Origin of the sequence: Mucilaginibacter sp. SG538B, from assembly GCF_013376065.1 — a bacterium.
GTDB lineage: Bacteria > Bacteroidota > Bacteroidia > Sphingobacteriales > Sphingobacteriaceae > Mucilaginibacter > Mucilaginibacter rubeus.
Genome location: NZ_JABMJI010000004.1, coordinates 88,897 through 109,820, shown reverse-complemented (window position 1 = coordinate 109,820; position 20,924 = coordinate 88,897). Strand labels below are relative to the sequence as shown.

19 protein-coding genes are annotated in these 20,924 nt (G+C 42.2%); 7 read left to right on the top strand and 12 right to left on the bottom strand.

Annotated features, from left to right (window positions below):
* Positions 1-86 precede the first annotated feature (86 nt).
* The 3 genes from FHW88_RS21425 (at position 87) to FHW88_RS21415 (ending at position 2,900) form a co-directional block, all read left to right on the top strand.
* Positions 87-830: a head GIN domain-containing protein gene (locus FHW88_RS21425; RefSeq protein WP_176627858.1), complete on the top strand. Its 744-nt coding sequence runs from the start codon at positions 87-89 to the stop codon at positions 828-830.
* 165 nt (positions 831-995) lie between these two features.
* Complete coding sequence (locus tag FHW88_RS21420) at positions 996-2,018, top strand: proline iminopeptidase-family hydrolase (protein ID WP_176627857.1); 1,023 nt, start codon at positions 996-998, stop codon at positions 2,016-2,018.
* Between the two features lie 42 nt (positions 2,019-2,060).
* The gene (locus FHW88_RS21415; protein WP_176627856.1) at positions 2,061-2,900 is read left to right on the top strand and encodes a DUF2911 domain-containing protein; all 840 of its coding nucleotides are present in this window, start codon (positions 2,061-2,063) and stop codon (positions 2,898-2,900) included.
* Between the two features lie 245 nt (positions 2,901-3,145).
* Here FHW88_RS21415 and FHW88_RS21410 read toward each other — a convergent pair whose 3' ends face one another.
* From FHW88_RS21410 to FHW88_RS21400, 3 genes are all read right to left on the bottom strand, one after another.
* Complete coding sequence (locus tag FHW88_RS21410) at positions 3,146-3,871, bottom strand: DUF2490 domain-containing protein (RefSeq protein ID WP_176627855.1); 726 nt, start codon at positions 3,869-3,871, stop codon at positions 3,146-3,148.
* A gap of 141 nt (positions 3,872-4,012) precedes the next feature.
* Positions 4,013-5,038: a hypothetical protein gene (locus FHW88_RS21405; protein WP_090534425.1), complete on the bottom strand. Its 1,026-nt coding sequence runs from the start codon at positions 5,036-5,038 to the stop codon at positions 4,013-4,015.
* A gap of 10 nt (positions 5,039-5,048) precedes the next feature.
* The gene (locus tag FHW88_RS21400; protein WP_090534423.1) at positions 5,049-6,770 is read right to left on the bottom strand and encodes an ArnT family glycosyltransferase; all 1,722 of its coding nucleotides are present in this window, start codon (positions 6,768-6,770) and stop codon (positions 5,049-5,051) included.
* A 150-nt stretch (positions 6,771-6,920) separates the two neighbouring features.
* Here FHW88_RS21400 and FHW88_RS21395 point away from each other — a divergent pair, with 150 nt between their 5' ends.
* Complete coding sequence (locus FHW88_RS21395; protein WP_176627854.1) at positions 6,921-7,400, top strand: DinB family protein; 480 nt, start codon at positions 6,921-6,923, stop codon at positions 7,398-7,400.
* Here the strand turns inward: FHW88_RS21395 and FHW88_RS21390 are convergent.
* From FHW88_RS21390 to FHW88_RS21355, 8 genes are all read right to left on the bottom strand, one after another.
* Complete coding sequence (locus tag FHW88_RS21390; RefSeq protein ID WP_176627853.1) at positions 7,397-8,740, bottom strand: hypothetical protein; 1,344 nt, start codon at positions 8,738-8,740, stop codon at positions 7,397-7,399. The two genes, FHW88_RS21395 and FHW88_RS21390, sit on opposite strands and share 4 nt — an antisense overlap.
* Entirely contained in the window at positions 8,725-10,233 is a 1,509-nt protein-coding gene (locus FHW88_RS21385) for an FAD-binding protein (protein WP_090534417.1), read from the bottom strand. Before FHW88_RS21385 ends, FHW88_RS21390 begins: the two co-directional genes overlap by 16 nt.
* A 6-nt stretch (positions 10,234-10,239) precedes the next feature.
* On the bottom strand, positions 10,240-10,596 hold the full coding sequence (locus FHW88_RS21380) for a Bor/Iss family lipoprotein (protein WP_090534416.1): 357 nt from the start codon (positions 10,594-10,596) through the stop codon (positions 10,240-10,242).
* Positions 10,597-10,727: 131 nt separating this feature from the next.
* Positions 10,728-11,843 carry a cyclopropane fatty acyl phospholipid synthase gene (gene cfa / locus FHW88_RS21375; protein WP_176627852.1) on the bottom strand — a complete coding sequence of 372 codons (1,116 nt, stop codon included), beginning with the start codon at positions 11,841-11,843 and terminating at the stop codon, positions 10,728-10,730.
* A gap of 197 nt (positions 11,844-12,040) precedes the next feature.
* Positions 12,041-13,063 (bottom strand): recombinase RecA, encoded by a 1,023-nt coding sequence (gene recA / locus FHW88_RS21370; RefSeq protein ID WP_090534412.1) that lies wholly within the window; start codon positions 13,061-13,063, stop codon positions 12,041-12,043.
* A gap of 142 nt (positions 13,064-13,205) precedes the next feature.
* Positions 13,206-13,961, bottom strand: a complete 756-nt coding sequence (nth, locus tag FHW88_RS21365; RefSeq protein ID WP_176627851.1) for an endonuclease III — start codon at positions 13,959-13,961, stop codon at positions 13,206-13,208.
* Between the two features lie 246 nt (positions 13,962-14,207).
* Positions 14,208-14,402 carry a hypothetical protein gene (locus tag FHW88_RS21360; protein WP_090534406.1) on the bottom strand — a complete coding sequence of 65 codons (195 nt, stop codon included), beginning with the start codon at positions 14,400-14,402 and terminating at the stop codon, positions 14,208-14,210.
* 270 nt (positions 14,403-14,672) lie between these two features.
* Positions 14,673-15,257 (bottom strand): RNA polymerase sigma factor, encoded by a 585-nt coding sequence (locus FHW88_RS21355; RefSeq protein WP_090534404.1) that lies wholly within the window; start codon positions 15,255-15,257, stop codon positions 14,673-14,675.
* 508 nt (positions 15,258-15,765) lie between these two features.
* Between FHW88_RS21355 and uvrA the strand changes: the two genes are divergently transcribed.
* The 3 genes from uvrA (at position 15,766) to FHW88_RS21340 (ending at position 20,354) form a co-directional block, all read left to right on the top strand.
* Complete coding sequence (gene uvrA / locus FHW88_RS21350; protein ID WP_176627850.1) at positions 15,766-18,654, top strand: excinuclease ABC subunit UvrA; 2,889 nt, start codon at positions 15,766-15,768, stop codon at positions 18,652-18,654.
* A 241-nt stretch (positions 18,655-18,895) separates the two neighbouring features.
* The gene (locus FHW88_RS21345; RefSeq protein ID WP_176627849.1) at positions 18,896-19,489 is read left to right on the top strand and encodes a glycoside hydrolase family 19 protein; all 594 of its coding nucleotides are present in this window, start codon (positions 18,896-18,898) and stop codon (positions 19,487-19,489) included.
* A 67-nt stretch (positions 19,490-19,556) separates the two neighbouring features.
* Positions 19,557-20,354 (top strand): Fic family protein, encoded by a 798-nt coding sequence (locus FHW88_RS21340; protein WP_176627848.1) that lies wholly within the window; start codon positions 19,557-19,559, stop codon positions 20,352-20,354.
* Positions 20,355-20,361: 7 nt separating this feature from the next.
* Here the strand turns inward: FHW88_RS21340 and FHW88_RS21335 are convergent, their stop codons facing one another.
* On the bottom strand, positions 20,362-20,907 hold the full coding sequence (locus FHW88_RS21335; RefSeq protein ID WP_176627847.1) for a hypothetical protein: 546 nt from the start codon (positions 20,905-20,907) through the stop codon (positions 20,362-20,364).
* Between the last annotated feature and the right edge of the window lie 17 nt (positions 20,908-20,924).

Here is a 20,924-nt window from a genome sequence, read left to right as displayed (position 1 = left end):
CCCTCCCTCCACAAAAAAATCAAATCCCGTGCAACTTTCCTCACCCTGCCGGCGTCTAATTTGAAAACGAAACTAAAATAACCGTCATGAAATCGATCTCAAAAATATTATTGGCAGCCGTGTTGGCAGCAGGAACTACAGGTTACGCATCGGCAAAAACAGTAAACCCAATTGTTAAACACGCCGACCAAACCACGCAAGACCGTCATTTATCGGGCTTCAGCGCTATTGACCTGGCAGGCTCTTTTGACGTTTACTTTACACAGGGCTCAAACGAATCGGTAAAAGTTGAAGCGCCTTCAGATGTTATCGACAAGATCATTACCGAAGTGCAGGGCGGTGTATTGAAGATTTACAGTAAAAAAGGCACCAACTGGGATAGCTGGAGCTTTGGCCGCAGCCGTAAAATGATTGTACATGTGGTAGCTAAAGATATGACCAGCATTAACGTTGCCGGCTCCGGCGATGTTTATTTTAAAGAAGGCATCACCACCACCTCATTAAAATTAAAAGTTGTTGGCTCGGGCGATATGCTGGGCAAAGTGAATGCTAAAAACCTGGACAGCAGCATTTCAGGCTCTGGTGATATGAAGCTTTCGGGCCGTGCCGATAATTCAAGGGTAAATGTTGTAGGCTCCGGTGATTTTACCGCCCGCGACCTGATCACCATTAACACCGAAGTGCACATAGCTGGTTCGGGAGATGCTACCATCAACGCCAGCAACAAAATTGAAGCATCCGTAAGCGGCTCAGGCGATGTGCATTACACCGGCGGTGCTAAAAATATTTCAAGCTCAAAAGCAGGTAGCGGAGATATCGAGAGGATATAAACCTCACTTATCCTCCCCAAAGAAGCAACCTCTTTAAGTATTTAGAAGCGTCATTGCAATTAATAAAGCAATGACGCTTTTTTTGTATATCCAGTGAAGCTAATTTAGTTAGCTTCTTATTATCTTTATCTAAAATAATCACCTCCACCATTCCTATCGCTAACCATGAAAAAGCTATTCTTCGTCCTGATTGCTGCCTGCTTTTGCGCATGCAACAATCCGTCAAAACCAGGGGCGGATACCGCAACTGAATCATCAAACACTCCTTACGAAATAAAAACCGGCGGGAATAAGCTCATTAAAGTTGCCGGTAAATATAACGTATGGACGAAAAAAGTTGGCGACGGTAAAATAAAAGTGCTGCTACTGCATGGCGGTCCGGGCTTTTCACACGACTATATGGAATGCTTTGAGGATTTTCTGCCGAAGGAGGGCATTGAGTTTTATTATTATGATCAGCTTGGCTGTGGTAATTCGGATGCTCCTGCTGATACCTCATTATGGAACATTCCACGTTATGTTGAAGAGGTTGAAGAGGTGCGTAAAGGATTAGGGCTTGATAATTTTTATATACTCGGACATTCATGGGGCGGTATGCTGGCTATGGAATACCTGCACAAATACCAGTCGCACGTTAAGGGGGCGGTATTATCAAACATGACAGCCGGTATTAAAGGTTATGTTGCTTATGCCGCCGAATTGAAGAAAAAGTTTTTTACGCCGCGTGATATCACTGTATTTGATTCGTTAGACAGGCTTAAACAATACGACTCGCCTCAATACAACGACCTGCTGATGAATAAACTATATACCCGGGTGATCTGCAGGCTTCCATTAGAGAGTTGGCCCGAACCTTTATGGCGTGCCTTTAAAAAAGCTAACCATACCATATACATACAAATGCAGGGTGTTGACGAGTTTCACGTAACCGGCAATTTTAAAGGATGGGAATTTTGGGACAAACTCCCGGATATAAGAACACCTACCCTTGTTTTAGGCGGTGTACACGATGAAATGAACCCCGAAGACATGAAAAAAGAAGGTCATCTGCTGCCCAACAGCCGCACTTACCTGTGCCCTAACGGCAGCCACATGAGTATGTATGATGATCAGCAAAACTATTTCAAAAATCTCATTGCCTTTTTAAAAGATGTTGACGCGGGTACATTCACTGCAGATAAAAAGTAGCACACCAATTATTAATCTTATATAACCACCACACACTTAATCATGAAAAAGTTATTTACCTGTATCATCACGATGATGATCTTTACTGCGGTAAATGTTTATGCGCAGTTAACGCCGCAACCCAGTTCAACACAAAGTATTGTGCAGGATTTCGGCCTCGGCAAAATCAGCCTGGTTTACTCCCGTCCGGATGTAAGAGGCCGTAAAATATTTGGAGGCATGGAACCTTACGGAAAAGTTTGGCGCACGGGGGCCAATTCGGCCACGGTAATTAAATTTACCGACGAGGTAAGTATGGAGGGCAACAAGATCCCGGCGGGCGAGTATGGCCTGTTCAGCATCCCCGGCGAAAACGAGTGGACTATCATCCTTAGCAAACAACCTAAACAATGGGGCGCGTATAATTATAAGGAAGCTGATGATTTTTTGCGGTTTAAAGTAAAAACAGAACACCTTAAGGTTTTAACAGAAACCATGACCCTCGCGTTCAGCAATGTGGCGGCAACAACCTGCGATTTGCAGATGATGTGGGAGCACAGCGGCTTCACCATCCACATGACCACCGATATCGATGCCAAAGTAATGGCCCGAATTGACTCGGCCATGAATACCGATAAAAAGCCATACTATGAAGCTTTGATCTATTATTATAACAACAATAAAGATATGGACAAAGCCTTAGCCTGGGCTACCGAATTGGAAAAAGACAAGAACTTTCCGCCATTTGTGCCTAAACTATGGAAAGCCCGGATCTTATTGAAAAAAGGTGATAAAGCTGCAGCCATAGCAACAGCCCAGGAAGGTGCAAAAATGGCTACAGATATGAAGACGGATGAATATGTACGTTTAAATAACGAACTAATAGCACAGGCGAAGAAGTAATCATTTTAACTCGATATAATCGCCAAACAAAAAACCCTTGCCAGTGGTATTGGCAAGGATTTTTGTTTAACAAATCCAAAAAAAAGGCGGGTTTGCGCGATTCCCCTCTTGAGAGTGGCGAAGGGGTGTGTTTCTGCTTTGATAAGTCTACAGCAGAAACACACCCCTGCTACCGCTCATTCCTCCGCGCCCCCTCTCAAGAGGGGATTTTCTTGTCCTCTCCTTTGGAGAGGATTTAGGTGAGGTTAAAATCTCGTATAAAAAGCCAGCTGCGCTACATGGTTTACCACATAAGCATCGGCTTGTTTAATGTATTGATTAAGATAACCAGCTTCGGCATCAAATGATTTGCTAAAGCGGTAGCCAACTGCAACGTAAGCACGGTTTTGATCAAAGAAGTGTTTGTTTACTTTATTCTTATTTTGAACGTTTACAAAGGCCTCGTTTTGCAGGGCGAGGAAAGCACCTTCCGTAAATACATCCGAATCAGGTTTCATTGGGATCACTGCACGGGCAAAATACCTGAAGCGCTGGGCAAAATAACGGTCGTTTTTATTGTCGGCGGTATTACCTAAAAAGCGCTGTTCCAACCTTAAACGGTGTGCCAGCTGTATGTGTTTGGTAAGCTTATGGGTATAGGTGTACTGCTGCCAAATGCGGTGCTCCGGGCGAAAAGTTGTTTCGTTGCTGGGAGTACGACCATAAGTGGCTATGTAGGCATAACCCAAAGCGCCTACTTTGTTCTTAGCAAAATAATAATTAGCCGAGGGACGAAGCAGGATATGCTTTAGGTAACTTACCTCATCATGCGAGCGCAACTGCCCGTCGAACGAATAGCCCCAATGTTCAGATAATTTTTGGCTGTGAAAAATAGCCGCCCAGCCCGAAAACTGGTTGTCTTGTGCCAGCAGCCTTGCAGGTGCCGCCAACAGTAATACTGCAAAAATTAATAGTTGTTTTTTTAATTGCATGGATGATATATATGTGTTATAAAGGTTAACATTTACTGTAGAGACGCATTACATGCGTCTCTTTTTGCTACAGAAATTTGCAGGATCTGTCATTTTATTTAAGGCAAAGACGCATGTAATGCGTCTCTACACATAACTTCACTAATCTTTAAACCTTACCAAAGTTTGTCGGCCCAGGTCAACCGTTACCCTGAAGGCTTCCTGGTTGCTGCTGTAGCCCGGTGTTTGGTGCAGGCTTAATATAAATTGCCCTTTTACACGCTTGTATAAAAACGGCGTGTAAATAATATCAAGCCGGTTGTAGGTCTTCTTTTCAAAAAAGGCATCACCATAAATAATATGGCTGCCCTGGCCTTTGTAAAATTCATCAAACAAGGCAAAACGTTTCCAGCTTAAATAGGCATTGGCTACAAAGCCGGCAGGTTTATGAAAACCATCAACACCCCTAACCCGCTCAAACGACATCATGCCGCCTGCCTCAATAGATAACGAATCTAAAATGGTTTTATGACTTAAGTCTAAACCTAATCTTATTTGTCCGCCGCCATTGTCCTGGATATGGTCGTTTGGTAAAAGCACCTCGGCCCCTGCATCATGCATCAGCAAAAAATAGTGCGATACATAAAAGGGGCCTGTTAAGCTTGGCCGATATTTGCCCGAAAAGCCGAACAGGAACTGTTCACGATCGGTAACGGTTTGGCGGCTTACCCAATCAATCCAGGCAGTTTCGGTAAAGTGGGCATTATGAAAACGCGTAAGCAAACCCTCAACATTGGGGCGGTAGTAGCGCAAAGTATCGTTCAGTAGAGCCCGTGGATAATCGTCCAGCAAACCTTCGCGCGGGAAAGCACCGGCATTGAACAGCCAGTTTTTACCGGTAAAGCTGTAATAGGCAACGGGGTTAACTTTTAAAAAGTATGGTTTTGCACCAAACTCATGAATGCCGTTAACCCCTACAATAAAGTGGTTCACGCTGTCGATATTCAAACCCAGGTCAAGCGCGGTACGCACGCCCGAATAGGTGCGTGAGCGGGCAACAAAATCTTTGTACTCCCGGTTATCCATAAAACCTAAGCCGTTAAAATGGATATCAAGGCTACCCTGTGCAAGGGCAGCAGTAGTGGTTATGATCGAAAAAAAGACAAAAAGGTATATCCGTTTAAACATAGTCGATTTATTATTTTACTGTAATGTTGATGCTCTTACTGTTACGTCCGCCAAAAAATGGTTCGGTACGCAATGAAAAAATGAGTTGATATCTGCCAGGCTGCTCCGGTGCTGTTACATTAAATTTAAAATGAGTGCTTCCGCCCGGCTTTAGGGCAATGTTATGGAATGAATCATCTGCCTTTTGATTCGTGATCTGATCAGTCTTTTTAAAGAAACAGGCTTCAAAAAATACAGGGTGCTTTTGATTTTTATTACTGAAATCAATGGCGAATGGATAAGGATTTTTAACCGTAAGGTCGAAATCTATTTTTTGCCCCGGGCTAACAGCTTCTTTGGGAGCAAATGTTTCAAATTCAACCCGCTGATAGGTGCGTGTGTCATCCACCCAACCGCCATACCATTTACCGGCAAATACGTTAATGGAATCGGTTGTTACACCGGGCAACCAAACATCCAGTACATAATAAGTTTTTTTATGCTGAACGCTGTCCTCTATAGGCCAGATATCATACTGGGTACGGCGATAATGCCGCGAATCATAGGCCAGTCCATGAGTTGTATTATTATAAAAATTATATTTGGACGGGTCCTGAAAACCTTCATAAAATATCACATAATTATTGCCTGCCTTTTGTTTGATCTGATGCGCCCAATCCTTAAAGCCGAAAAAGCTTTTCATGGCATCAATCTTTAGCAAGAACGGAGGCCCCCAGATAATACAGATACGAACAAGCAAAATCAGGCTGACGTTGATCACCGCCAAACGGTTAAACCAAACAGGTTTGCCTCCCGGCTTAGCAAAACTGATAAGCACCAGCATGCTTAGCGGTACGTAAGTGATAAGCGTCCAATGGAGTTGTACCTCACCTTTAAAGGAGGTAAGAAAAAAGAATGCTAAAATGCCTATGCTGTTTACGAGCAAGGTTCGGGTGAAAACATCTTGTATCTTAGTTGTAAACCCTTTATAAAAAAGGAACCAGCCAATCAGCGGCCCGGCCATTATCAACTGCCCCAATGGATATAAATAGGTATTATCCAATTGGTAATCATCGGCCGAACGCTCGCTAAGGTGATAGCTTATTGACGGATAATCGTGGTTCACCTGCCACAGGATATGCGGTGTATACAAAGCAAGCGCCAGCAGCACAATTCCGTAAAAAGACCCTCGCTTAAGCAATTTTATATTAGATACAAGCGTGAAAGCAACCAACAAAATGCCATGGTACTTGCTATACAGCAGGCAGGCTATCACCACGCCCAATATAGTGGCCAGTTTTAAGCTGTCCTGTTCAATATATTGCTGATAAAAATACAGGAACAGCACCGTGAAAAACAGCAAAGGGGCATCAGGTGTGGTGGTAAAACCATAAATATGGAATACAAAGATGCCCGAAACCACCAGTATAAAGTTGATGGCATCTACTCTGTAGCGCTTTAGCATCAGCCACATAAGATACAGCGACGCCGTAGTACTGATCACCGTAAAAAGCCTCGCTCCAAATTCATTATGTATGAGGCTGTAACCTGCTTTAATAAAAACGGCCACCATAGGCGGATGGTCATAATACCCCCAGTCTAAAAAACGGGAATAAACCCAATAGTAGGCCTCATCCGCATGGATCTCCAGGGTAAATGCCTGTACGGCATTTAGCAAAGCCCACAACAGTAAAAAATAAATTATTGGCTTGTTATATTTTACCGGCGCGCTATTTAAAGAGGTATCCTGCATTAAAATGGATGAGTAAATGACTGGGCAAAGGTATGATAAAAGATATAAGCCATAAAACGTTGGCAGCAGCGATGTGATAATTTGACGAAAAACATACCACAATCTTCATAATTTAGCGCAGCTGGAAAGCCTTAACCCATCCAATATAAAATGAAACAAGAATTTGAGGTTATCAAAAAACCGCGCCTGATGTTGTTAAACGTTGTTAAAGATCTTAGCCCCGAACAACTTAACCACATCCCCGCAGGTTTTAATAACAACCTGATCTGGAACCTGGCGCACATTATTTCGGGTCAGCAAGGTATTTGCTATACGCGCGCAGGCGTACCTATTGTGGTTGATGATAAATACTATACCCCCTACCGTCCCGAAACAAAGCCGCAGAGCTTTATTAATGCTCATGACATAGCCCAAGTCAAAGAGTTGCTTATTTCAACCATTGATAAAATGGAGGAAGATTACCAAATGGGTATTTTCTCAAACTACCAACCGATGACGACCCGTTATGGTGTTACCCTGAGCAATATAGAAGAAGCAATCCGCTTTTTGCCATTTCATGATGGTTTGCATACCGGTTATATCATGGCTTTGAAAAGAGCGGTTTTGGAGGAGATGGGCAAGTTGGTTTAATAAACTATTTTGCTAAACGGAATCCCCACAGTTAACCCGATTGCTGTTTTATTGTAAGGCAGTCGGGTGTTTTTTAAGGAGTTATTCATGTTCTGAAGCAAAAGTTGTGCTTCAAAATTTATGGCAGGCACGCCTTTTTTATCTATCAAAACAATGGGGATGCCGATGATGGAATTGAGCGCCTTATAAGTCCCCCAGTTTTTTTCGATGCGGAAGCTAATACCAACATGTGAGGTTCCGGGGATATACACCAACTTACCTGCCGCGAGGGGTGTTATAAAGTTTTTATATTGGCCTATGTACCGGTCGCCATTATTAATGGTGACCGTATTTGTTCCATCTATTCCCTGCGCTCCGGTTACATCAGCACTGAATAGCGAACCGCTGTGTACCGCATTATTCACAAAGCCTTTACCGGCAAAGGTTAAAAAGAACCGGCCCATTTTAGGGCTTTCCCAAAAACGGGTATGACTAATAAATAATTCGAGCGGGTAGTTATAATGTTTGTTAACCTGTGCATTAACATCATTGCTTACCATAAATTTTTGTGGGATAACCGGGATATAAACGCCCAGGCTTGTCCAGTTATCGGTTATGAGGTCATAATTACCTGTATTCACCAATCGCTCTGATTGCTGTTCAGAAAATTGTTGGAGATAATCAGCCCGGAGGGAGGCGTAAAAAGTTTTCCGGAGTTTGCTTTTAACCTCTGTTAGATCCTGTCCAGGTATCTCCTCCTGTTTCAAAACATTAAGAGATTGCTCAAACTCTTCAGCTTTTTTGTTGATACTTTGAGCGATCGTATTTACCATCAATGCCCGCGCAGCATCCATTTGCTTTTTAAAATCGCCGTTTGCTGTATAGTGGGTGACAGGTTTCCCCATCCATGTTTTTTGAATGGTAAAGCCAAGCTGATTATCATAATACCTATTAGCACTTTTTGCCGAATATGCGTTGGCAATATTTACCCTCGCCCCTGCTACTACAAATGACCTTACCCAATCATCACTATCAATGGGCTGGTGAAAATTGTGATTGATGCTGATCGTCCCTTCGGCGGCATTGATATTAACATAGTTTTTATAGAGGGAAAGATCTTCGTTACCCGAGAGATAAGAACTCACTTTATTTGACAGGAAAATGTTCATCGCCTTGTTGGAGATCAACATTCCCTGTCCGTTACTATTAGGCCAATTGGTTACTTTATTGTCTATCGCTTTTATCTCATCGATGACCTGCCCAGTGGTTTGAGCTTTCAACTTCACCGCGAAGCAACATACAAAGAGCAGACAGTATATTACTGCCGTCGCCGGATTTACATATTTCAGGCCAGCCCCCATTGCTGCGTAATTTGATTGGTAAAAACTTTCTGGCAGTCGGCATTGAGCAGGGTTTTCCGGGCGTTGATCCACCGGGTGGCTGCATCGCCGTACATTCTTTGGATGCGTTGTGGGGTAATTTCGTTGGCTTTGCCCCAATGAAATGTAAAGGGGATATTTTCATGCTCAAGCATCAGCCAAACCTGGGTATAAAAGTTATAAGCTTTGTCTGATAGCGGTGCATCCAACTCCATAATGCAGGTATGTTCAAACCGGGTAAAGCCCAATGTGGCTTTGGTCTGCTTAACAAACCTGAATGAAAATACACCACTGAATGGCCCGATATCTTTATTGATCGTCAGCATCAGATCGGCCACTTTGGGTGAGAGCTCCGCAGGGAAGCCAATTGCAGCACTTAGCAATTTCCCTCGTAAAGTGGTATTACTAAAAATTTCGCCCAGGGTACCAAAATGAGGATCAGTATTAGTTGTCATGCTGGTATTTAACACCTTGGTAACTACAACCGGAACCAAAGCGGGCACAGCATCAGTAATAGTACCTATAAAACTGGCAGCATCATCTCCCGGACCGATCCCCGCCGCGTTATCAACGGGCGGCTGGTAGTTGGTACGATACGGGCGCTTATACATAGTAGTTACAAATGCCCCTTTGTCCAGATCGTACGGATTAAGCAGCACCGAAAAATGACACGGGCGCTCGTTACTACATGGCAGCTTATCGGTATCGCTGAAATCAAGTGTTGCCATCATACCCTGAAGTTCGGCATCATAAGGTAACCGTTGCACATAAGTTTCTAACAAAAACAGGGGTTCTGTTTCCATTAGTACGCCGTGGATAATACCGAAGCTCCCAAAACTTACCAATGCGGCATTAAAAAGTTCATCATCCTGTACCAGCTCGGTTTGCAACAGATCCATAAACCGTTGCGCCACAACAGGAGCCGACGCCCTTTCCAGCCAGATATGCCTGTCAGGACTTACTACAATATGGAGCCCTACTACAAAATCTGGCGTGGCACCAAAATCAAACGCCGAGCCGTGAGTTCCTGTACTCACTGCACCAGCTATAGTTTGCCCATTACTGGCACCGGAAGTTTTAAGTGACAAGCCCCTGTTTTTCAAAAATGCGCCGAGTTCCCAAATACCGTTGCCACTTTGTGCAAAAAGCAGGTGGTCTTTGTTGCCAGTGTAAGCAGGGTTTACGGCTGTATCGGCAACAGTAAACCTGGTGTTAAGGGGTTTTGTATCCAGCATTACACCATCTTTAACCGTTGCTATTTTTGTCCACGACCAGCCTGCGCCTAATGATCGTAATGGGGTACCGGTCTCAATAGCTTCTTTAATCAGGTTTTGAAGCCCTTTGGTAGCGTCATTATAACCTTCAAGGGCATCAAGATTGTCTTCGTTGCCTAATTCATACAGATCTTTAATTTGCTCGGTAAAAGTTTCGTGCCGGTTTTCCCAACTGCTGACTCCTGTTTTAATAACTTTCATAGCCGCTTATTTGATTACGCCATCTTTGGCGCAAGGTTTACCGCATTTCCACTCTACCCTTGCAGGGCTCCAGATACCTAAGGTTACAACAGTAAGCAAGGAATAACCGAAATTATTCTTCACCGTAACTTCGGCCATACCATTGGAGCCAAGGGAATCACATATAGGAGTAACGATTCGCTTGGGGCTTTGGATAGCCCCCCAAAAAAAGAAGTTTACATTTTGGTGCGATACCTCTGACCCAGCCTGCGCCTTTGTTTCGACACGGGCCGTGTAACAACTGCACAGCATTAATGAGATTAAAACAGCAGGGATAAGCTTCCTGTAAAAATACAGGGGCCTGTTCAAACGTGATGGCAACATATTGTATGTATTTGGGAAATTTCCTAAAATACAATAAAGTAAATCCAAATACTTGATTTTCAATTAAGTAAAAACACGTTTATTGAATACGTACTTTTACGTCATTTATTTGATAATGAAAAAGAAGGGGCTTATCTTATTGATTTGTACAATCCCAGATGCTTTGGTTTGGTTAAAACAATATGCCATAAATGGTTTTTTCTTGAGCGGAAGGATGCAGCGCTTGCACTAAGATAGTAGCGCCACATGCGGTAAAAGGTATCACCATATTTAACGCTAAGCTGCGGCCAGCTTTGCTCAAAGTTTTTACGCCATTCCATACAGGTTCGGTCGTAATATACGCCGAAGTTATGCCAATCCTCCAAAATAAATAGGCCCTGCCAGGCCGTTGAGAGCTGTGCTGCAGATGGCAGCATCCCATTCGGAAATATGTATTTCGCAATCCAGGGATCGGTAACTTTAGTTGAGTAATTACCGCCTATGGTATGAAGCAGGCAAATACCGTCATCTGCTAAATTTTCGTTTACCCTTTCCATAAAGATGCGATAATTACGGTAGCCAACATGTTCAAGCATCCCCACAGAAACTATCCTGTCGAATTTTTCGTGTACATCGCGATAATCCTGCACCCTGATCTCCACAGGTAAACCTTTGTTAATCTCCTTTGCAATAATGGCCTGCTCTTCTGAAAGGGTTACACCTATTCCTTTTACGCCATACTTTTCGGCTGCATATTGAAGAAGACCGCCCCATCCGCAGCCTATATCAAGCAAGCTCATGCCGGGTTCCAATTTTAGTTTGCGGCAAATCAGATCAAGCTTAGCTTCCTGGGCCTCATCCAATGTTTGTGCAATTTCCCAATAGGCACAGGAGTATATCATCCGCTTATCAAGCATCAACTCAAAAAGGTCGTTACCAATATCATAATGCTTATGTGCAACCTCTTTAGCTTTTGATTTGGTTTGCTGATTACTAAATTTTGCCTTGAGAAAGTATTTAAGCGTATTTAAGTCGCGCGGGATCATTTTATCAACCCGGTGATACTGGACGCGGAAAAAGAATTCGTCAAGCGCTTCACAATCCCACCAGCCTTCCATGTAGGCTTCCCCAAAACCCAGGGACCCTCCTGCCAGCACACGATCATACAATTTAGGATTGTGTACCTGTAAGTCCCATGAGTTATTGCCGTTCACGGTAATACCACCTGAAGCAAACATATTTGTAACAATCTCTTTTGATGATCCCATAGCTTTTTCCGGTTTATGCGGTGATAAAGATATTCTTTTTGCGGAAAAACGGGAACAATTGCTAACATAGTACAGCCGCGGGTTACGCTGCGCTAAACCCGCGGCTGTTTATATTTTACAAAAAAAGCCCCCTTACAGGAGGCTTTCTTATATATTCATTAAATCACTTTAAAGATTAGTATATAGTATAATCACGATTAAACTTCTTCCATGCTTTCGCCGGTTACTGTTTCTTTGATCTTATTTTCCAACTCTTCCTGTAGCTCTGGGTTATCAAGGATCAGTTGTTTAACAGCATCACGGCCCTGGCCTAAACGGGTTTCACCATAACTAAACCATGAACCTGCTTTTTTAATAATGTTGTATTCAACACCCAGGTCAATGATCTCACCGGCCTTTGAAATACCTTCGCCAAACATGATATCAAACTCGGCAACACGGAACGGAGGGGCAACTTTATTCTTAACAATCTTAACCTTTACGCGGTTACCGGAAACCTCATCGGTGTCTTTAATCTGCGAAATGCGGCGTACATCCAAACGTACCGAAGCGTAGAACTTCAACGCGTTACCACCGGTTGTAGTCTCAGGGTTGCCAAACATAACACCGATCTTATCGCGCAGCTGGTTAATAAAGATACAGCAGCATCCTGTTTTGCTGATAGTGCCGGTTAGCTTACGTAATGCCTGTGACATTAAACGTGCATGCAGGCCCATCTTTGAATCGCCCATTTCGCCTTCTATCTCGGCTTTAGGAACCAACGCCGCAACAGAGTCGATAACCAAAATATCAATAGCGCCCGAACGGATCAGGTTATCGGCAATTTCCAGTGCCTGTTCACCATTATCAGGCTGGGAGATCAGCAGGTTTTCAACATCCACACCTAATTTCTTGGCATAAAAACGATCGAAAGCGTGCTCCGCATCAATAAAGGCGGCAATACCACCGTTCTTTTGCGATTCGGCAATGGCATGGATAGCCAAAGTTGTTTTACCTGATGATTCAGGTCCGTAGATCTCAATGATCCTTCCTTTAGGCAAACCGTTAACTCCCAAAGCAATATCAAGCCCTAATGAGCCGGTTGATATAACTTCAGTTTGTTCAACTACGGATTCGCCCAATTTCATGATGGTACCTTTACCGTATGATTTTTCCAGCTTATCTAATGTAAGCTGTAATGCCTTCAATTTATCAGCGCTATTTTTATCTATGTTAGCCATCGTATTAATTTCTTCAACAAATATAATTACATTTTTTAAAATTACTAATTTTTTTAGTAATTTATTTTTTTGCGAGTGGTTGATTGGAATGTATTAAGTAAATATAATAACTACTCACTAAGTCAGCCATTCACTTAGTCAACTAATTATCCACACTTCTCTTCTTCAACTCCTTACCTATAATATTAAGGGCCTTTTTCTTTTTAGCTTCTTTGGCCTTCTTAAGTTTTGCAGCTTCAAGCCTTTGCAGCGCGGCTTCTGTATTATTGCGCTCATAATAGCGGCAAAACCACGTAAGCGGACAAATATCGCATTTAGGGCTGCGCGCCAAACAAATATACCGCCCATGCAATATAAGCCAGTGATGTGCAACACCTATATATTCTTTAGGAATATTTTGGACCAGTTGCCTTTCAACCGCCAACGGAGTACGGGCATTATTGGTTAAGCCAATGCGGTTGGCCACCCTAAAAACATGCGTATCAACAGCCATGGCCGGTTCTTCAAAAATAACCGAAGCGATCACATTGGCTGTTTTGCGGCCTACACCTGGTAATTTTTGCAGATTTTCTATCCCGGAAGGTATTTCGCCGTTAAAAACTTCCATGAGCATTTTGCCCATGCCTACCAAATGTTTGGCTTTATTATTAGGATAACTTACAGACCGGATATATGCAAAAACTTCGTCGGATGTTGCGGCAGCCAGGGCTTGCGGAGTAGGAAAACGCTCAAACAGTGCCGGCGTTACCTGGTTAATCCGTTTATCAGTACACTGTGCCGATAGTATAACGGCCACCAATAGCTGAAATGGGTTATTGTAGTGCAGCTCAGTAACCGGGTTAGGCTGGTTTTTAGAGAAATAATCAACAAAATGGCGATAGCGTTCGGCTTTTAACATTTTTAGTTCATGGTTGATAGTTCATGGATCATGGCTCAAGCACCCAGCTTAACGCAATGGCGATCCTGTCCAAAAGTATAGATATTCACAACAATAAAAAACCATGAACTATGATCCATCAACCATAAGCCATCTTAAAATAGAAAGGTTCATAAATCACTTATTGGGTTTTGGTTTTTCGATTCGCATCGGTAACCTTTTCAACAATCATGATCTATGAACCAGTGGGGGAATCCGCAATAAATACTAACGTAAGCTTTTTGAATAATCCAGGATCTGGTGTATGGTCTGCACTTTGGGTTTCCTGATCAGCAGGTCCAAGTCAGCACGAATTGAATTGTAAAAAATCACTTCGTCGGCGTCCAGATTTTCTTGTGCATTCCTGTTCATTTCAGCTTCGTTAGCTAATGCATTTAACGTTTTTGTAAAGGTTTCATCCATAAGCTTATTTTACTATAATTTTTATATGGTTTATAACGGTGGCTTAAAGATAATATTTTGTTAAATGAAAATTAAATGAAATTTTTATTTAAAGAAATTAGCTGCCGGAAGCTATGAATTACGTTATTGCAACAGTAAATAACTTTATATCAGCAACTAATGAAACAATATCAGAATTTTATACAAAAAATAAGGTTAGAATATTATTATCCGGTTTAACCTAAACAATAATATCCTAACCTGTTATCGCTCAACTCTTATACTGAAAAACTAATTTTTCAGGCTAAGCTCTTTGCTCTGCATCATTTTACGGAGGTTATTAAGGGCATAACGCATACGGCCAAGGGCGGTATTGATACTAACATCAGTAATATCGGCAATCTCTTTAAAACTCATATCGCCAAAGTGGCGCATAATGAGCACCTCCTTTTGTTCGGATGGAAGCAGTTGGATCAGTGCTTTAAGATCCTTATGGGTTTGATCCCTAACCATCTTGTCCTCGGTACTTTCGTCATAATTACCAAGCACTTCAAAAATATCGAAATCATCGCCATTGCTGATCATAGGCGCACGTTTTTCACGGCGAAAATGATCAATCACCAGGTTATGTGCGATACGGGTTACCCAGGGCAAAAATTTACCTTCTTCATTATATTTACCGGCTTTAAGGGTGTTAATCACCTTTATAAATGCATCCTGAAAAATATCTTCGGCAAGATATTCGTCTTTTACCAGCAAGTAAATAGAAGTATATATTTTTGATTGGTAACGCCTTATCAATTCTACTAAACCGGCTTCGTCGCCGGCTACATATAGATGGATTAGATCCTGATCACTCTTCAATTGAAAATCCATAGAAAGTACTACTTAAAACTTAATTTTTAGTTAAAACCTTTTAAAGTAAAGTATATTCTATAGCGTGCTCCTTAGGGGTTAAAGATTTGTTCGCTCAAATAAAACAAATTATTGGTAAAAAAACAAATAAAATTTTTTTTTTCGCGTCCTACTTTACTATTAATCGGTATAATTACTTATAAAACCATCATTTATTTGGCGCACTTCCATTAGACTTATTTTTAATACCGAAGGTTTAATCATTCGCCAAAATAAATTTTTTAAAAAGTAGTTGTTAAAACAACATTAAGTTTTAAAAAGTCAGCAAACTGTAAACTCCAATATTTCATGCAGTTTAATCCAATAAACAATCAAAACTCATTTGGATTCTGCTAAATATTTTAGGATTTTTGCATTCGCAAAAAGTTCATGGTTAATAGATCATGGTTCATGGTATAAATTTTGCCACTAACCTGCAAAGCGTACTACTATGATCCATCAACCATCAACTATGAACTAATTCAATAGAATGAGTAAAGAAGCAGCAAAAGATCCGCAAAAGCATATTATTATAAAAGGCGCAAGGGTGCACAACCTTAAAAACCTTGATGTGGCTATTCCCAAAAATAAACTGGTGGTAGTTACCGGCATGTCGGGCTCGGGCAAATCATCGCTCGCTTTCGATACTTTGTACGCCGAAGGTCAGCGCCGCTATGTGGAAAGCCTTTCATCATACGCCCGCCAGTTTTTGGGCCGTATGAACAAGCCCGATGTTGATTATATTAAAGGCATTGCACCGGCTATAGCTATTGAGCAAAAGGTAATTACCTCAAACCCACGTTCAACCGTTGGTACATCAACCGAGATCTACGATTATTTAAAACTGCTTTTTTCACGTATCGGTAAAACGATATCGCCCATATCAGGCAATATCGTAAAAAAAGACTCAGTGACCGATGTGGTTAACTTTGTGCTTTCATTGCCTAACGAAACCCAGGTAACCATTCTTGCTCCATTGCACCCGCACAATAACCGGAGCCTTAAAGAGGAGCTTGCCGTATTAATGCAAAAAGGTTTTGTTCGCGTTGAATACAATGGCAAACTTTCGCGTATCGAATCTTTATTAGAGGATGAAACAGTAGAGAACGTTCCTTTAATGGCGGCTGAACCAATAGTCGAGATCAAAAAAACAAAGACAAAAAAAGCCGCCGCAGAAACTACCGAAATTGATGAGCAAATTGTAGTACGCATAGTTGTTGACCGCGTTACCAAAAATGAGGAAGACGAAACTATTAGCCGCTTAGGCGACTCCATACAGACTGCCTTTTTTGAAGGCAAGGGCGATTGTTTTGTTCGCTTCCAGGAACCTGACAACGATACCGAGCATGAGCGCTTTTTTTGCGATCGTTTTGAGTTAGACGGATTGAAGTTTGAAGAGCCTACGCCAAACTTCTTCAGCTTTAATAATCCGTATGGCGCTTGTAAAAAATGCGAAGGTTACGGCAAGGTGATCGGTATTGATGAAGACCTGGTTATTCCAGATAAAAGCAAATCCATTTATGAGGGAGCCATTGCACCCTGGCGCGGCGAAAAAATGCGCGAATGGAACGATGCACTGGTAAGACATGCCTTAAAGTTCGACTTCCCTATCCACCGTCAATACAATCAGCTAACCGAAAAAGAGCAGCGTCTGCTCTGGACCGGCAATAAGTTTTTCCGCGGCCTTAATGAGTTTTTCAAGGAAATGGAAGAACAAACGTATAAGATCCAATACCGTGTTTTGCTATCGCGATACAGGGGTAAAACTACTTGCCCGGAATGTAAGGGCAGCCGTTTACGAATGGATGCCTCCTACGTAAAGATCAATGAAAAGTCGATAACCGATGTGGTACTGATGCCGCTGGATAAAACCTTTGAATTTTTTAAATCGCTTGAACTCAGTGAAACGGATGCCAAAATCGGCAAACGCTTGCTGATGGAAATAACCAACCGCCTTGGCTTTTTAAATGATGTGGGCTTGAGCTATTTAACGCTCAATCGTTTATCAAATACATTATCAGGCGGTGAGTCGCAGCGCATCAACCTCGCTACGTCATTGGGCAGCAGCCTGGTAGGTTCCGTGTATGTTTTGGATGAGCCAAGCATCGGTTTGCACCCGCGTGATACCCAAAGGCTGATCAGCGTATTAAAATCCCTCCGCGATGTGGGCAACACCGTATTGGTTGTTGAGCATGAGGAAGAGATCATGAAAGCTGCCGATCACATTATTGATATTGGCCCGGAGGCCGGTACCCATGGCGGAGAGCTGATTTTTACCGGTACTTATAACGAAATTATAAAAGACGACAAAAGCCTTACCGGCAAATACCTGAGCGGCAGGGAAGAAATAGCTATCCCCGCAAGCCGCCGCAAATGGCACGATTTTATTGAAATAAAGGGCGCGCGCGAAAACAACCTGAAACACGTTACCGCCAAATTTCCGTTAGGCGTGCTTACTGTTGTTACCGGCGTATCCGGCTCGGGCAAAACAAGTTTGGTAAAACGGATCCTTGCCCCCGCTGTTCAAAAGGCATTGGGCAATTATTCGGGTGAACAAACAGGCTCATATGATGCTATTGATGGCGATTACAGCAAAATTGAACAGGTTGAACTGGTTGACCAAAACCCGATAGGCCGTTCATCGCGCTCAAACCCGGTTACTTATGTTAAGGCCTGGGATGAGATCCGCAACCTGTACGCCGCTCAGCCGGCAGCAAAAGCCGCCGGGCTAAAACCCTCCGCATTTTCATTTAACGTTGAAGGCGGCCGCTGCGATGTTTGCCAGGGTGAAGGTGAAGTTAAGATAGAGATGCAATTTATGGCAGATATCTTTCTTACCTGCGAAACCTGCGGGGGACATCGCTTTAAGCAGCATATTTTAGATATCCAATACAAAGAAAAAAACGTATCGGAGATCCTGAACATGACCATTGACGAGGCTGTCGAGTTTTTTGCCAAAGAGCCTAAAATTATTGCCAAGATAAAGCCATTAGTTGACGTTGGTTTGGGCTATGTTCAGTTAGGCCAGTCATCCAATACCCTATCGGGTGGCGAGGCGCAGCGAATCAAGCTGGCATCGTTCCTGGTAAAAGGCAACAACACCAATAAAACGCTATTTATTTTTGATGAGCCTACTACCGGCCTGCATTTTGCCGATATTAAAAAACTGCTGAAATCATTTGATGCCCTGCTTGATCATGGCAATACCATCATTGTTATTGAGCATAACATGGATGTGATCAAATGTGCCGACTGGGTTATCGATATTGGCCCGGAAGGCGGCGACCGCGGTGGTAAAGTAGTATTTGAGGGCGTTCCTGAAGACCTATTAAAACAAAAAGACAGCTACACCGGCAAGTTTTTAAAAGAGCGGTTTTAATTTAAAGTGCCCGCATAATAAATCGGGCACTTTAAAATTTGCTTTATAAACTTATTCCTTTTTTAGGCCTTTTCAACCAATGCCTGGAATTGGCTTGAAAATACCTGCCCAACTATTTGAATATCAGCCTTGGTATTCCAAACGTGAATATTTATATTTACCTAAGTCTTCCATACCCTTTTAATCTGAAACATCCGTTTACAGCAATTAATTTTATTACTAATACCTAAATTTCATTATCATGCCAGGTACAAAAGAATTTTATGACACCATCCGTGCGTCTGTATTTAAAGGCCACATTTCACAAAGCCAGATTGATGGTATCGAAGCCATTTTAAAGGCCGCAGCAGATGCCGGCGTTACCGATCAGCGTAAGGTAGCCTACATATTAGGCACCGTTTACCATGAATGCGCAGGCACTATGCAGCCGATAAATGAGTTTGGCAAGGGTAAAGGTCATCCCTATGGCGAAAAATTTAAAATGGGCGGGGGGCCTGGTCACCGTGTTCCTTATACAACGCCCGATCAGCTTTATTATGGCCGAGGTTTTGTACAGTTAACCTGGTACGAGAACTATGAGGCCATGGGCAAGCATTTACACCTCGACCTGCTCAACCATCCCGAATTGGCGCTTCAACCTGATGTAGCTGCCAACATTATGATTGAAGGTATGACAAAAGGCATGTTTACCGGCGTTGGCTTAGGCAAATATTTTGACGCCAACCATGCCGACTGGATCAACGCCCGCCGTATTATTAACGGAAATGATCACGATGTGCTGATAGCAGGTTATGCCAAACATTTTTATAAGGGATTGACCGGTATCGATGCGTAACAAGTTTCGACGGGCTAATGAATAAGTACATATAAAAACTTATAAGTATTTTCGCGTTGTTGAAACGATGGAAATAGTTAACCTGATAGAGAAATACAACGATCTTGGCATAGTTGATGTGATTGACCATGACCGGTTTAACCTGATCTCTATTGATCATCATTCTACCCGGATTGAAGGCTCGACATTGACAGAGGTTGAAACACAAGTGCTGATCAACGAAGGGCGCACGCCCAATGGCAAACCATTGGAAGAAAGCCTTATGGTAACAGATCATCACGCGGCCCTCCTTTTTACAATTGAAAATGCAAAAGCAAAAAGAGCATTGTCAGTATCTCTTTTGCAGGAAATCAATGCTTTGGTGATGAAGAATACCGGCAAAGTATACAATACTATACTGGGTACTGTGGATTCCCGAACCGGAGCCTTTCGGAAAGGCAACGTCACTGCAGGTATCTCCTATTTCCCCAATTTTGATAAAGTAGAACGTTTGACAAATGACCTGGTAAAAAAGCTCAATGAATCCATCAGCTCCCCCTTATCTGTTGCTGAACAGTTGAATCTTTCCTTTGATGCCCATTTTAATCTTGTTAGCATACATCCTTATTATGATGGCAATGGCAGAGCTTCCAGGTTGTTAATGAACTACATACAGGCTTATTATAATCTGCCCCTGGCAATTGTGCGAAGCGAAAATAAAGCGGCTTATATTCAGGCATTAATTGATACCCGTCAACAGGAAAACATTGAAGTATTTCGTAAATTCATGGCAAGTGAGTACTCTTTTTTGCTCAATCAGGAAATTGAAAAGTTTGAAGAAATGAAAAAGCCATCAAAAGGAAGTGGTTTTACTTTTCTATTTTAATTTATTACTACTCTTCCTCTAATTCAAAGCCATTTTCAATTAAGCTCTTTTTTGTTCTTTCAACGAGTATCCTTTTATTGAAAAAATCATCGAGCAGGTAAGCAGGAATAAAAAAAATCATCCAGATACCTAAAACGGTTGAATCGGCAATATCCCAGTCGTAAGCTACTAATGTTATAGTTGAGAGCATCAGCGATAAAAAACCAATCAAGGAATAATAATTTGACTGTCTTAATTTCAAGGAAAATCCATCAGATTTATAATTCATTTTGAACGCGAAATTTAACAATGGAATAAACAAAAAGAAGAATAGAAGCTTTTGAAAAAAATTAAGCTGATGAACGGTGGTCTTTTCTATAGCGGAATGTAAGTTACCTATTTGTTTTAACCGATAGTCTCTTATTTCTTCTTCCGGCACATTTCTGCTGGTAAATTCGGCAATAGCAACTTCAACGGCGAGCTCCGTATAATTGGACCTATTGTCAATTATCTGCATTAATCTCTCTGTCGGCAACTGTTGATATTTATGCTGTAGATCTTCCTTTGTGATCATTTAGATTCAGGTAATAT

What these genes read in the sequence shown, in the direction of transcription:
- FHW88_RS21425 (WP_176627858.1), top strand. Translation starts at nt 87, where the DNA reads ATGAAATCGATCTCAAAAATATTATTGGCAGCCGTGTTGGCAGCAGGA.
- FHW88_RS21420 (WP_176627857.1), top strand. Translation starts at nt 996, where the DNA reads ATGAAAAAGCTATTCTTCGTCCTGATTGCTGCCTGCTTTTGCGCATGC.
- FHW88_RS21415 (WP_176627856.1), top strand. Translation starts at nt 2,061, where the DNA reads ATGAAAAAGTTATTTACCTGTATCATCACGATGATGATCTTTACTGCG.
- FHW88_RS21410 (WP_176627855.1), bottom strand. Translation starts at nt 3,871, where the DNA reads ATGCAATTAAAAAAACAACTATTAATTTTTGCAGTATTACTGTTGGCG.
- FHW88_RS21405 (WP_090534425.1), bottom strand. Translation starts at nt 5,038, where the DNA reads ATGTTTAAACGGATATACCTTTTTGTCTTTTTTTCGATCATAACCACT.
- FHW88_RS21400 (WP_090534423.1), bottom strand. Translation starts at nt 6,770, where the DNA reads ATGCAGGATACCTCTTTAAATAGCGCGCCGGTAAAATATAACAAGCCA.
- FHW88_RS21395 (WP_176627854.1), top strand. Translation starts at nt 6,921, where the DNA reads ATGAAACAAGAATTTGAGGTTATCAAAAAACCGCGCCTGATGTTGTTA.
- FHW88_RS21390 (WP_176627853.1), bottom strand. Translation starts at nt 8,740, where the DNA reads ATGGGGGCTGGCCTGAAATATGTAAATCCGGCGACGGCAGTAATATAC.
- FHW88_RS21385 (WP_090534417.1), bottom strand. Translation starts at nt 10,233, where the DNA reads ATGAAAGTTATTAAAACAGGAGTCAGCAGTTGGGAAAACCGGCACGAA.
- FHW88_RS21380 (WP_090534416.1), bottom strand. Translation starts at nt 10,596, where the DNA reads ATGTTGCCATCACGTTTGAACAGGCCCCTGTATTTTTACAGGAAGCTT.
- cfa (WP_176627852.1), bottom strand. Translation starts at nt 11,843, where the DNA reads ATGGGATCATCAAAAGAGATTGTTACAAATATGTTTGCTTCAGGTGGT.
- recA (WP_090534412.1), bottom strand. Translation starts at nt 13,063, where the DNA reads ATGGCTAACATAGATAAAAATAGCGCTGATAAATTGAAGGCATTACAG.
- nth (WP_176627851.1), bottom strand. Translation starts at nt 13,961, where the DNA reads ATGTTAAAAGCCGAACGCTATCGCCATTTTGTTGATTATTTCTCTAAA.
- FHW88_RS21360 (WP_090534406.1), bottom strand. Translation starts at nt 14,402, where the DNA reads ATGGATGAAACCTTTACAAAAACGTTAAATGCATTAGCTAACGAAGCT.
- FHW88_RS21355 (WP_090534404.1), bottom strand. Translation starts at nt 15,257, where the DNA reads ATGGATTTTCAATTGAAGAGTGATCAGGATCTAATCCATCTATATGTA.
- uvrA (WP_176627850.1), top strand. Translation starts at nt 15,766, where the DNA reads ATGAGTAAAGAAGCAGCAAAAGATCCGCAAAAGCATATTATTATAAAA.
- FHW88_RS21345 (WP_176627849.1), top strand. Translation starts at nt 18,896, where the DNA reads ATGCCAGGTACAAAAGAATTTTATGACACCATCCGTGCGTCTGTATTT.
- FHW88_RS21340 (WP_176627848.1), top strand. Translation starts at nt 19,557, where the DNA reads ATGGAAATAGTTAACCTGATAGAGAAATACAACGATCTTGGCATAGTT.
- FHW88_RS21335 (WP_176627847.1), bottom strand. Translation starts at nt 20,907, where the DNA reads ATGATCACAAAGGAAGATCTACAGCATAAATATCAACAGTTGCCGACA.